The sequence below is a fragment of the Flavobacterium sp. genome (assembly GCF_027490375.1).
Classification (GTDB): Bacteria; Bacteroidota; Bacteroidia; order Flavobacteriales; family Flavobacteriaceae; genus Flavobacterium.
Window position 1 is genome coordinate 45,093 of the sequence record NZ_JAIXYH010000073.1, and the last position, 11,405, is coordinate 56,497.

At 40.9% G+C, this 11,405-nt stretch carries 13 protein-coding genes; 10 read left to right on the forward strand and 3 right to left on the reverse strand.

Annotation, left to right across the window (positions count from 1 at the left end; translation table 11 throughout):
- Positions 1-5: 5 nt before the first annotated feature.
- Positions 6-1,283: a replication-associated recombination protein A gene (locus tag Q0064_RS10940; RefSeq protein WP_298148290.1), complete on the reverse strand. Its 1,278-nt coding sequence runs from the start codon at positions 1,281-1,283 to the stop codon at positions 6-8.
- 319 nt (positions 1,284-1,602) lie between these two features.
- Between Q0064_RS10940 and Q0064_RS10945 the strand changes: the two genes are divergently transcribed.
- A complete protein-coding gene (locus tag Q0064_RS10945) occupies positions 1,603-2,340 on the forward strand; it encodes a rhomboid family intramembrane serine protease (protein WP_298148291.1) in 738 nt (245 codons plus the stop codon).
- Here the strand turns inward: Q0064_RS10945 and rlmB are convergent.
- Together rlmB and Q0064_RS10955 are read right to left on the reverse strand one after the other, a co-directional pair.
- Positions 2,337-3,074 (reverse strand): 23S rRNA (guanosine(2251)-2'-O)-methyltransferase RlmB, encoded by a 738-nt coding sequence (gene rlmB, locus Q0064_RS10950; RefSeq protein ID WP_298148292.1) that lies wholly within the window; start codon positions 3,072-3,074, stop codon positions 2,337-2,339. The genes Q0064_RS10945 and rlmB overlap by 4 nt on opposite strands.
- 114 nt (positions 3,075-3,188) lie before the next feature.
- Complete coding sequence (locus Q0064_RS10955; RefSeq protein WP_298148293.1) at positions 3,189-4,859, reverse strand: hypothetical protein; 1,671 nt, start codon at positions 4,857-4,859, stop codon at positions 3,189-3,191.
- Positions 4,860-4,984: 125 nt separating this feature from the next.
- On the opposite strand from Q0064_RS10955, the gene rpsL reads away from it, so the two are divergent.
- The 9 genes from rpsL (at position 4,985) to rpsS (ending at position 11,403) form a co-directional block, all read left to right on the forward strand.
- Positions 4,985-5,368 (forward strand): 30S ribosomal protein S12, encoded by a 384-nt coding sequence (gene rpsL, locus Q0064_RS10960; RefSeq protein ID WP_007136570.1) that lies wholly within the window; start codon positions 4,985-4,987, stop codon positions 5,366-5,368.
- 22 nt (positions 5,369-5,390) lie between these two features.
- Positions 5,391-5,867 (forward strand): 30S ribosomal protein S7, encoded by a 477-nt coding sequence (gene rpsG, locus Q0064_RS10965; protein ID WP_094486779.1) that lies wholly within the window; start codon positions 5,391-5,393, stop codon positions 5,865-5,867.
- 6 nt (positions 5,868-5,873) lie between these two features.
- The gene (gene fusA / locus Q0064_RS10970; RefSeq protein ID WP_298148294.1) at positions 5,874-8,030 is read left to right on the forward strand and encodes an elongation factor G; all 2,157 of its coding nucleotides are present in this window, start codon (positions 5,874-5,876) and stop codon (positions 8,028-8,030) included.
- An 11-nt stretch (positions 8,031-8,041) separates the two neighbouring features.
- Complete coding sequence (gene rpsJ / locus Q0064_RS10975) at positions 8,042-8,347, forward strand: 30S ribosomal protein S10 (protein ID WP_091141407.1); 306 nt, start codon at positions 8,042-8,044, stop codon at positions 8,345-8,347.
- Between the two features lie 384 nt (positions 8,348-8,731).
- The gene (rplC, locus tag Q0064_RS10980; protein ID WP_094486782.1) at positions 8,732-9,349 is read left to right on the forward strand and encodes a 50S ribosomal protein L3; all 618 of its coding nucleotides are present in this window, start codon (positions 8,732-8,734) and stop codon (positions 9,347-9,349) included.
- The gene (gene rplD / locus Q0064_RS10985) at positions 9,349-9,978 is read left to right on the forward strand and encodes a 50S ribosomal protein L4 (RefSeq protein WP_298148295.1); all 630 of its coding nucleotides are present in this window, start codon (positions 9,349-9,351) and stop codon (positions 9,976-9,978) included. Before rplC ends, rplD begins: the two co-directional genes overlap by 1 nt.
- A 7-nt stretch (positions 9,979-9,985) precedes the next feature.
- A complete protein-coding gene (gene rplW / locus Q0064_RS10990) occupies positions 9,986-10,279 on the forward strand; it encodes a 50S ribosomal protein L23 (RefSeq protein ID WP_094486784.1) in 294 nt (97 codons plus the stop codon).
- 14 nt (positions 10,280-10,293) lie between these two features.
- Positions 10,294-11,118 carry a 50S ribosomal protein L2 gene (gene rplB, locus Q0064_RS10995; RefSeq protein WP_094486785.1) on the forward strand — a complete coding sequence of 275 codons (825 nt, stop codon included), beginning with the start codon at positions 10,294-10,296 and terminating at the stop codon, positions 11,116-11,118.
- Positions 11,119-11,124: 6 nt separating this feature from the next.
- A complete protein-coding gene (gene rpsS / locus Q0064_RS11000; protein ID WP_094486786.1) occupies positions 11,125-11,403 on the forward strand; it encodes a 30S ribosomal protein S19 in 279 nt (92 codons plus the stop codon).
- Positions 11,404-11,405 lie beyond the last annotated feature (2 nt).

The following is an 11,405-nucleotide window of genomic DNA, read 5'->3' on the forward strand; positions in this document are numbered from 1 at the left end:
ACGTTTCAGTATCCGTATTTGTCGCCCCAACGCTTTTTCAAAAACGCACGATCTGTCGTTTCCCGAGAATTAGTACCCGGCTCGTAAAACTTCGTGCCCGATAGCTCCTCCGGTAAATATTCCTGAAAAGCAAAGTTTCCTTCGAACGAATGTGCATACTGGTATTCTTCTCCGTAGCCCAATTCTTTCATCAATTTCGTGGGCGCATTGCGCAAATGCAACGGAACTGCATACGGCGGAAGCTTCTCAATCAGTGCCAAAGCCTCATTAATAGCAACGTAAGTGCTGTTCGACTTCGGACTGCTAGCCAAATAAACCGCACATTGGGCTAAAATAATCCGACTCTCCGGATTGCCAATTGCCGAAACCGCCTGAAAAGTACTGTTCGCTAAAACCAAAGCCGTTGGGTTGGCATTCCCAATGTCTTCCGAGGCTAAAATCACCAATCGTCGAGCAATAAATTTCACATCTTCACCACCGCTCAACATGCGTCCCAACCAATAAATCGCCGCATTCGGATCACTGCCGCGAATCGATTTTATAAAAGCCGAAACCACATCGTAATGCATCTCACCACTTTTATCATAGCGCGATATTTGCTGCTGCGCCACCGCTAAAACCTGAGCATCGTTAATAATTGCAGGCTCCGAAGTTTGCGACAACACAACCAGCTCCAACAAATTCAATAATTTTCGTGCATCACCGCCCGAATAGCGCATCAAAGCTGTAGTTTCCTCAATCTTTACTTCGCGCGTTTTTAGCAAAACATCTTCAGCTAATGCTCGTCGAATCAGCGTTTCCATCTCCGGAACACCAAAGGATTCCAAAACATACAACTGGCAACGCGACAAAAGGGCAGGAATAACCTCAAAACTCGGATTTTCTGTCGTGGCTCCAATTAAGGTCAACCAACCTTTTTCAACCGCTTCCAACAACGAATCTTGTTGCGATTTGCTAAACCGATGAATTTCGTCTATAAACAAAAGCGGTTTTTGCGGATCAAAAATTCCACCGCCGCGTTTCGCCCGATCAATAACCTCTCGCACGTCTTTCACACCTGCGTTTACAGCACTTAATGAATAAAACGGACGCTTCGTTTCCGCCGCCAAAAGCTGAGCTAAAGTTGTTTTTCCCGAACCCGGAGGTCCCCAAAACAACAAACTCGGAACCACACCCGATTCAATAAACTTGGTCAAAATCCCACTCGCACCAACCAAATGGGGTTGGCTAATATAGTCGCGCAAATGCTTCGGCCGCAAACGTTCAGCTAAAGGTATATCCATACCGTAAAAGTAATTCTATTTCATAAATCTTAATACTCCCGTCTTAATACTTAATACTTCTGTCTTAATACTTCCCCGAAGCTAATCCGCCTATCCACTACAAGTTTGCGCACTGGCGTTTGGTTTTGTCTGGCGCTGCAAAGCGCTTCCTGCGGTCGCATGTGCAGCTGCCGTCAAAACGCAAGCGCAAGCACACAAAGCTTTCCGTTTCTATGCGGGCTAGGGCAATCGTTTCCACAATCAAACCTGACAAAAAAGCAGTTCACTAAAAATCGGACTTGTTTTTGCTTTCCACAATTAAATCTAGCTATACAGCGCCATGAATTTAAAATTTACACCTGCAACCTGGCTTTTCCCGCTGCTATTCGTAGGTGCGCTGTGGCTCGTTTTCGGAATCGAAGAGTTTTTAAATACCACTTTCGTGGCGTTCTCGCTCAATCCAAGAACATTCACCGGTCTGGCAGGTGTCGTTTGTGCCCCTTTTCTGCACGCCGATATCGAACATTTAGCCAATAACAGCGTGGCGCTTCTCGCATTGCTTACGGCATTGATGTACTTCTACCGCCGACTCGCATTAAAAGTAGTGGTCATAGGTATCTTACTTTCCGGAATCATCACTTGGTTAATCGGTCGGCCTTCCTATCATTTAGGCGCTAGCTCACTAATTTATGTGGTAGCGTCATTTCTCATTTTTAAAGGCTTGCAAGTGCAGCATTACCGCTTGGTTGCGTTATCTTTTCTGGTTATCTTTTTCTACGGAAGTAGTATTTGGTATATGTTCCCAACAGCCGATGCAGGCATTAGTTGGGAAGGTCACTTGTCGGGTTTCATCGCAGGTTTATTCCTAACCAAAAAATACGCCGATTACAATCCTATTATCGAGCCCCAATACGATTGGCAACGGCCCGATTACGACCCATCGACCGATAAATTCATGCAACGATTCGACGAAAACGGAAATTTCGTAAACCCACCACCGCCCGAACCCGAGCCAGAAGCTATTTCTGAAGTTCAGATAATCTACGATTTCAAACCCAAGAAAGAAGAGTCGAATTAGGCAAGACGCTGCCGAATGGCTTCATACAAAAAAGCACCGCAAGCCACCGAAACATTAAGCGATTCTATGGTTCCGTGCATGGGTAGTTTTGCCGTAGCATCAACAATTTTTAAAACACTTGGGTTTATTCCGCGGTCTTCACTTCCCATAATTATCGCAGATGGTTTAGTGAAGTCAATATCATAAACCAAAGCATTTGTTTTTTCGGTAGCTGCTACTACTTGAAAGTCGCTGCTTTGTAAATAAAATATAGCGTCTTTAATGTGATCTACTTTGGCGATCGGAACATTAAAAACCGCGCCCGCACTGGTCTTTACAGTATCGCCGTTTACAGGAGCAGCTCCACTTTTTCCGATTATAATTCCGTGGACTCCCGTACATGATGCTGTTCGAATAATGGCTCCGAAATTTCGGGCATCGCTAATTTGATCTAAAATCAAAAAAAGCGGCGTCGAAGTCGTTTCAAGTGCTTTTTCTACTAGTGTTTCTAAACTCAAAAAATCAATGGGAGCAATTGTAGCCACAGCGCCTTGATGGTTTCCCGGCGTTAATTTGTTAAGCTTCTCTACCGGAACTTGCGAATAGGAGATACGCTCTCGATTCAAGGTGTTGATTAGCGTTTTCATTAAATCGCTACTGCTATCCTTTTGTATATACACTTTATCGATCGTCGTTTTCGCTTGAATTGCTTCCAAAATAGCGCGAACGCCAAAAATATTTTCTGAATTTTGCATGCGGCAAAGATAAAAACGTAGTTCGACTTTTTGCTCGCCTTTCAGTTTAAAATATGCCGGAAATGCTTGATGTATTTTCACCTCGCTCCCAACTGCTGAAATAGAACTTTTTTATTAAAAATAGCTCTTAAAGCTAATGTGTGCCAATGCGTTGCGTAACGAGTTTTCTGTGCCTGATAATCGCGAAAAAGCATAAGTGAAATTCAGAATTCCATTTTTAGTTGCCAGAACAAAACCAGCACCAGCCGCAATGACAGTTTTTGAAATATTTGTTGTTTGATCACTGAAATATCCAAAGTCACTTAAAATTTGAACATTTAAGTTCGGAGCTACCCGATAGTAATAATTATTCATGAGCGAGGTAAAGCTGTGGGCTTGCAAAACATTTTCATTCAATCCACGAATCGAGTTAAAACCACCGAAACGATATAATTCATTCACAAGAATTTTCTGAGATCCTAAGAAGTAGTTGTCGGTATTTATTTGAACTCTGCTTTTTGCAGAAAAAGCTATATTGTAGCTGCCAGTAAGTCTAAACAGAGTTTGGTCGACCTCGCTGGTTTCACGAACCGATTTCCCAAAGCCTAATTTTAAGTTTACAAAATCCGAGTACCGAAAAAAATCATCACTTTCTGCATTCCTGCTAAAGTCGAAACCAACCGTGTAAAAAGTGCTGCGGAAGTCTTGTAGTGTCTCGCTATTTTGCGACTGAATATCACTGGATTCTCCACTTTCATATCCTAAAAATATCCGTGAATTGTGTTTGAGTAGATAACCAATTTCTATGGCCGATTTTGAAGTTTGAAAGGTGCTGTCTTGCCTGAAAATGTTGAGCTGACCTCGTAGCACTAAGTTCGAATTAAAAAGATAGGGTAGAGTACCGGAGAAAAAGAAATTGCGTTGTTCTTGTCCGTCGGTTTTCCAGTTTAACTGAAATTCTTCGCTAGACTTTAAAATATTGACCAATGCTAAATCTAAATAGCCATTTACCACCAATTTATTGTCTGCGTTTTGTAGTCCTGCAAATCCTTCAAATCGATTATTACGCACTTTCTCATCGTATATATATAGGAGTGTCGAATCTTTGGTAAACAAGACTTCACTTTTGCGCGCAATCCGGGCAAATTTCAAGTTGTTGATTTCTGCTTCGATTTTAGAAATGGTTTTATCGTTGAAAATGCTTTTCCGATAGCGGGCTTTTAAGTGTTTTAAAACGTTTTTAGGAATCTCGGTATTTTCTGCAAAGATTAAATTTGAAATTTTTCGTACCGTCGTATTCGAAATCTCCACTTTTAAAAAAACTTGATCAGCGCGCTCGGCAGTAACCACTGTTTTTAAACCAGCAAGTGCCATTCCTTGATCTTGCAGTTTGGTAGTGATTGATTCCATAAAAGCAGGCAGCTCGGCGGGTTTCATCGATATGCTTTTCGGTCGTTCTGTTAGATAGGGTGTTATCGAGCTTAAGTCGATTTCAACGGTGTTAAATTTTGCTCCAGATTCACATTCAAAAAGAATGCTGTTTTTTTCAATGATGCTCGATTTACAGCTGGCAAACAAATAGCCCGATTGCCTTAAAGAATCTGTGAATTGCTGTAGCCGGTCTTCATCGGATACTTTGGCAGGGATTTTTAGTGTGCGTTCTATCTTTTGATTGGGAAAATTAACTTTTATCAAAACGGTTTTTTGGCCGTAAACCAATGATTGCAGTAGCAAGAAAAGCACTAAATAAGCCGATTTCGGTGTCATACTACCCATAACGTAAAAGTATCGGAAAATCTTTTGCAAAAGCTTGTTTTAGAATTGTATTGAAAATTAATAGTTTAAGATTTGGAAGCATAAATATTATTTCTACCTTTGCAACCCCGTAAAAAGCGGGAATTTAGAAATTTTAGAAACTTGTAGTATTAATTATGCCAACAATTCAACAATTAGTAAGAACTGGAAGAACCCAGATAACTAAGAAGAGTAAATCGGTTGCATTAGATTCTTGTCCACAAAGACGAGGAGTTTGTACTCGTGTTTACACCACAACGCCAAAGAAACCAAACTCTGCAATGCGTAAAGTTGCGCGTGTACGTTTGACTAATGGGAACGAGGTAAACGCGTACATTCCTGGTGAAGGACACAATCTTCAAGAGCACTCGATAGTATTAGTTAGGGGAGGAAGGGTAAAAGACTTACCTGGAGTTCGTTATCACATTGTTCGCGGTGCACTAGACACATCTGGTGTTGCTGGTAGAACACAAAGACGCTCTAAGTATGGTGCTAAACGCCCAAAAGAAGCTAAAAAGTAATTCAAACTTTTAAGAAAAAGACATGAGAAAAAGACAGGCAAAAAAGAGACCTCTTTTACCAGATCCTCGTTTTAACGATCAATTAGTTACACGTTTTGTGAACAATTTGATGTGGGATGGTAAAAAATCTACCGCTTTTAAAGTGTTCTACGATGCACTTGATATCGTAGAAAACAAAAAGCAAGACGCTGAAAAATCAGCTTTAGAGATTTGGAAAGATGCATTAACTAATGTGATGCCGCACGTAGAAGTACGTAGCCGTCGTGTTGGTGGAGCAACATTCCAAATTCCGATGCAAATCAGACCAGATCGCAAGATTTCTATGGCAATGAAATGGTTAATCCTTTATGCACGCCGCAGAAACGAAAAATCGATGTCTCAAAAACTGGCTGCCGAAGTTTTAGCTGCTGCTAAAGAAGAAGGTGCTGCGGTTAAAAAGAGAATGGATACTCACAAAATGGCAGAAGCTAACAAAGCGTTTTCACACTTTAGATTCTAATCGGAAATGGCAAGAGATCTTAAATATACAAGAAATATCGGTATTGCTGCGCACATTGATGCGGGTAAAACAACTACCACTGAGCGTATCTTGTTCTATACAGGAAAATCGCACAAAATTGGTGAAGTACACGATGGAGCTGCTACCATGGACTGGATGGCGCAAGAGCAGGAGCGTGGTATTACCATTACCTCTGCAGCGACAACTTGCGAATGGAATTTCCCAACTGTACAAGGTAAAGTTATTCCAGAATCTAAACCATACCACTTTAACATCATCGATACTCCCGGACACGTTGACTTTACCGTAGAGGTAAACCGTTCATTGCGTGTTCTCGACGGATTGGTGTTCTTGTTTTCAGCGGTTGACGGTGTTGAGCCACAATCAGAAACTAACTGGCGTCTTGCAGATCAGTACCGAGTGCCTCGTATGGGCTTTGTGAACAAGATGGACCGTCAAGGTTCAAACTTCTTGGCTGTATGTCAGCAAGTTCGCGATATGTTGAAGTCTAATGCAGTTGCAATTACACTTCCTATCGGTGAAGAAGCTGATTTCAAAGGAGTAGTTGACTTGGTGAAGAATCAGGCTATCATTTGGCATGACGAAACACAAGGAGCTACTTTCGATATCGTAGAGATTCCTGCGGATATGGTTGATGAGGTTAAAGAATACCGTTCAGCGCTTATCGAAGCAGTAGCCGAATACGACGAGAATCTTCTTGATAAGTATATGGAAGATGAAAATTCTATTACTGAGGAAGAAATCAACAATGCACTTCGTGCTGCTACCATCGACATGGCAATTATTCCAATGTTGTGCGGTTCTTCTTTCAAAAACAAAGGCGTGCAGTTCATGCTAGATGCAGTTTGTAAATATCTTCCATCTCCTTTAGATAAAGAAGGTATCGAAGGTATTCACCCTGATGATTCTGATTTGTTAGAAGAAGATCAAAAGAAAATTATGCGTCGTCCTGACGTTAAAGAGCCTTTCGCGGCTTTAGCTTTCAAGATTGCAACCGATCCTTTCGTAGGTCGTTTAGCTTTCTTTAGAGCGTACTCAGGTCGTTTAGATGCCGGTTCATATGTGTTGAATACACGTTCAGGTAACAAAGAGCGTATTTCTCGTATCTACCAAATGCACGCAAACAAGCAAAACCCAATCGAATTTATCGAAGCAGGTGATATTGGTGCAGCAGTTGGATTTAAAGATATCAAAACAGGAGATACTCTTTGCGACGAGAAGAATCCTATTATCTTGGAATCAATGAAGTTCCCTGCGCCAGTAATTGGTATCGCTATCGAGCCTAAAACTAAGGCTGATGTAGATAAAATGGGAATGGCGTTGGCAAAACTTTCTGAGGAAGATCCTACGTTTACCGTTCGTACAGACGAGGCGTCAGGTCAAACAATCATTTCGGGTATGGGTGAGCTTCACTTAGATATCTTGATCGATCGTATGAAGCGTGAGTTCAAGGTTGAAGTTAACCAAGGTGAGCCTCAAGTAGAGTACAAAGAAGCGTTTACTAAATCAGCACAACACCGTGAGGTTTACAAGAAACAATCGGGTGGTCGTGGTAAATTTGGTGACATTGTATTCCGTCTTGAGCCAGCTGATGAAGTGGATGGAAAAGTTCCAGATGGATTACAGTTTGTTAACGAAGTTAAAGGTGGTAACGTACCAAAAGAATACGTTCCTGCTGTTGAGAAAGGTTTCCGTGAAGCCATGAAAACAGGTCCTTTAGCTGGTTACCAAGTAGATAGTTTAAAAGTTACACTTTTGGATGGTTCATACCACCCTGTTGACTCGGATGCACTTTCTTTCGAATTAGCAGCGCGTATGGGTTACAAAGAGGTAGCTAAAGCTGCAGGTGCAATCATCCTTGAGCCAATCATGAAGCTTGAAGTATTAACCCCTGAAGAAAACATGGGTGATATCGTTGGTGATATCAACAGAAGACGTGGTCAGGTGAACGATATGAGCGACAGAGCAGGTTCTAAGGTTATCAAAGCAAATGTGCCACTTTCGGAAATGTTCGGATATGTAACAACTTTACGTACCCTTTCTTCCGGTCGTGCAACTTCAACTATGGAGTTCTCGCACTACGCTGAGACACCTTCAAACATCTCTGAAGAGGTAATCAAAAAAGCAAAAGGTAACGCTTAATTCTTAAGAAAATGAGTCAAAAAATCAGAATAAAATTGAAGTCTTACGACCATATGTTGGTTGATAAATCTTCGGAGAAAATTGTGAAGACTGTGAAAAGTACCGGAGCTGTTGTTACTGGTCCAATTCCACTTCCAACACACAAAAAACTTTTTACTGTGTTGCGTTCGCCACACGTAAACAAGAAAGCGCGTGAGCAATTTGAAGTAATGTCGTACAAGAGATTGATCGATATTTACTCGTCGTCTTCGAAAACTATCGATGCATTAATGAAACTTGAATTGCCTAGCGGCGTTGAAGTGGAAATTAAAGTGTGATGCTTCGTAAGCAATAAGTCAAATCCGTCGGACACTGTTCGGCGGATTTTTTTTTGAAGAAAATTCAACTCGCAGATTCCTTTGTGAAAATTTTAAAATCAAAACGTACAGCAATTCTCAAATGTTGTACGCGATAAATTTCTTTGAATGGACACATCGCTTCTGTAACTATAAACATCGGCATTTACTCAGAACGGTCGATTTATTCCTTGATGAAATAAGGGATTTTAGTACTGCTATTTAACTTTTTTAAGTTGTTAGGAAAACTTCTTAAAAAAAGGAATATCAATAGTTTGCATTACAAAATAAAAATATTACTTTTGCGCGCTCTCTTGGGAGTAGTATGCACTATTCTCAAATTTAATAATTTATAACTAATTTAATATGTCTGGGTTAATTGGAAGAAAAATCGGCATGACCAGCATCTTCGACGAGAACGGGAAGAATATTCCTTGCACCGTAATCGAAGCTGGACCATGCGTTGTTACCCAAGTCAGAACCAAAGAGGTCGACGGGTATGAAGCGTTGCAACTTGGTTTCGATGACAAAACTGAAAAGCACAGTACAAAAGCTGCTCTTGGTCATTTCAAGAAGGCAGGAACTGTTGCTAAAAAGAAAGTTGTCGAGTTTCAAGAATTTGCAACAGAACAAAAATTAGGAGACATCATTGATGTTACAATCTTCGAAGAAGGAGAATTTGTAGATGTTCAAGGTGTTTCTAAAGGTAAGGGATTCCAGGGCGTTGTTAAGCGTCACGGATTTGGTGGTGTTGGACAGTCTACGCACGGTCAGCACAACCGTTTAAGAGCTCCAGGTTCTGTTGGAGCATCGTCTTACCCATCTCGCGTATTCAAAGGAATGCGTATGGCCGGCCGTATGGGTGGCGAAAATGTAAAAGTTCAAAACCTTAGAGTTTTAAAAGTGATGGCGGAGAAGAACTTACTTCTTGTTAAAGGTTGCGTTCCAGGTCACACAAACTCTTATGTAATCATTCAGAAGTAATGGAAGTAAAAGTTTTAAATACCAGCGGAAAAGAAACAGGTAGAACAATTACGCTATCTGATTCAGTTTTTGGAATTGAGCCTAATAAGCACGCCATTTACTTAGATGTTAAGCAATATCTTGCTAACCAACGTCAAGGAACACACAAAGCGAAAGAGCGTAACGAAGTTACAGGTTCTACTCGCAAAATCAAGAAACAAAAAGGTACAGGTACTGCTCGTGCAGGTTCTGTAAAGAGCCCTGTATTCAAAGGAGGGGGTACTATTTTTGGTCCTAGACCAAGAAGCTATTCTTTCAAATTGAATAAGAATTTAAAGCGTTTAGCACGTCGTTCTGCTTTAAGTATTAAAGCAAATGAGGCGTCTTTAATCGTTCTTGAGGACATTACACTAGACACTCCAAGCACTAAAGGTTTTATTAACATCCTGAAAGCTTTAGGGTTAGAAGGTAAAAAATCTTTATTCGTGTTGGGTGAGTCTAATAATAATGTATATTTGTCCTCACGCAATTTGAAGGTCGCTTCCGTTGTAACAACCTCAGAATTAAACACTTACAGCATTCTTAACGCTAATTCTTTAGTGGTTTTAGAGAGCGCTTTGGAAGGAATTGTAGAGAATTTAAATAAATAAGACGCAAATGGAGATCCTAGTTAAGCCAATTGTAACTGAAAAAGTTACCAAACAAAGCGAGGTTTTGAACCAGTATGGCTTTGTAGTGGAGCGTCGCGCTAATAAAGTTCAAATTAAGAAAGCTGTAGAGGCTGCTTATGGAGTAACTGTAGTTAGTGTGAACACAATGAACGTTCGTCCAGATCGCTCTACAAAATACACCAAAAGCGGAATGATTCACGGCAAAACAAATGCAATCAAAAAGGCAATTGTCGAAATCGCTGAAGGTGAAACAATCGATTTATATAATAACAACATCTAATACAAGGCAGAACAATGTCAGTTAGAAAATTAAAACCTATTACCCCGGGTCAGCGTTTTAGAGTTGTGAATAGTTTTGACGCTATTACAACTGATAAGCCGGAGCGTTCATTACTCGCACCGATAAAAAAATCTGGAGGTAGAAATAGTCAAGGAAAGATGACCATGCGCTACACAGGTGGTGGTCACAAAAAACGTTATCGTGTTATTGATTTCAAAAGAACAAAAGCGGGAATTCCTGCTACTGTGAAATCTATCGAATACGATCCAAACAGAACTGCTTTTATCGCTTTATTGGCGTATGCTGATGGTGAGAAAACATACATCATTGCACAAAATGGTTTACAAGTAGGTCAAACAGTTATGAGCGGTGCAACTGCTCAGCCAGAGATCGGAAACACGATGCCATTGTCGCAAATTCCTCTGGGAACTGTAATCTCTTGTATTGAGTTACGCCCAGGTCAAGGAGCTGTTATTGCTCGTTCTGCTGGTACTTTCGCGCAGCTTATGGCTCGTGACGGAAAATATGCAACAATTAAAATGCCATCCGGTGAAACTCGTTTGATTTTGTTGACTTGTTCAGCAACTATCGGTGCAGTTTCAAACTCGGATCACCAATTGATCGTGAGCGGTAAAGCCGGTCGCAGCCGTTGGTTAGGTCGTCGTCCAAGAACAAGACCAGTAGCGATGAACCCTGTCGATCACCCAATGGGTGGTGGTGAAGGTCGTTCTTCTGGAGGACACCCAAGATCTAGAAAAGGTTTACCTGCTAAAGGATACAGAACCCGTTCTAATCAAAATCCGAGCAACAAGTACATTGTAGAACGTAGAAAGAAATAATAAGAGATGGCACGTTCATTAAAAAAAGGACCTTTTGTTCACTATAAATTAGAGAAAAAGGTATTAGAGAATAACGAGAAAGGAAATAAGGCTGTAATCAAAACGTGGTCTCGTGCTTCGATGATTACTCCAGATTTCGTAGGTCAAACAATTGCAGTACACAATGGTCGCCAATTTGTTCCAGTATACGTTACTGAGAACATGGTAGGACACAAACTGGGTGAATTTTCACCAACACGTTCGTTCCGCGGTCATGCCGGTGCTAAAAATAAAGGTAAAAAATAAGC

What these genes read in the sequence shown, in the direction of transcription:
- rplW (WP_094486784.1), top strand. Translation starts at nt 9,986, where the DNA reads ATGGAGATCCTAGTTAAGCCAATTGTAACTGAAAAAGTTACCAAACAA.
- rplB (WP_094486785.1), top strand. Translation starts at nt 10,294, where the DNA reads ATGTCAGTTAGAAAATTAAAACCTATTACCCCGGGTCAGCGTTTTAGA.
- rplD (WP_298148295.1), top strand. Translation starts at nt 9,349, where the DNA reads ATGGAAGTAAAAGTTTTAAATACCAGCGGAAAAGAAACAGGTAGAACA.
- rpsL (WP_007136570.1), top strand. Translation starts at nt 4,985, where the DNA reads ATGCCAACAATTCAACAATTAGTAAGAACTGGAAGAACCCAGATAACT.
- rplC (WP_094486782.1), top strand. Translation starts at nt 8,732, where the DNA reads ATGTCTGGGTTAATTGGAAGAAAAATCGGCATGACCAGCATCTTCGAC.
- fusA (WP_298148294.1), top strand. Translation starts at nt 5,874, where the DNA reads ATGGCAAGAGATCTTAAATATACAAGAAATATCGGTATTGCTGCGCAC.
- rpsJ (WP_091141407.1), top strand. Translation starts at nt 8,042, where the DNA reads ATGAGTCAAAAAATCAGAATAAAATTGAAGTCTTACGACCATATGTTG.
- rpsS (WP_094486786.1), top strand. Translation starts at nt 11,125, where the DNA reads ATGGCACGTTCATTAAAAAAAGGACCTTTTGTTCACTATAAATTAGAG.
- rpsG (WP_094486779.1), top strand. Translation starts at nt 5,391, where the DNA reads ATGAGAAAAAGACAGGCAAAAAAGAGACCTCTTTTACCAGATCCTCGT.
- Q0064_RS10940 (WP_298148290.1), bottom strand. Translation starts at nt 1,283, where the DNA reads ATGGATATACCTTTAGCTGAACGTTTGCGGCCGAAGCATTTGCGCGAC.
- Q0064_RS10945 (WP_298148291.1), top strand. Translation starts at nt 1,603, where the DNA reads ATGAATTTAAAATTTACACCTGCAACCTGGCTTTTCCCGCTGCTATTC.
- rlmB (WP_298148292.1), bottom strand. Translation starts at nt 3,074, where the DNA reads ATGCAAAATTCAGAAAATATTTTTGGCGTTCGCGCTATTTTGGAAGCA.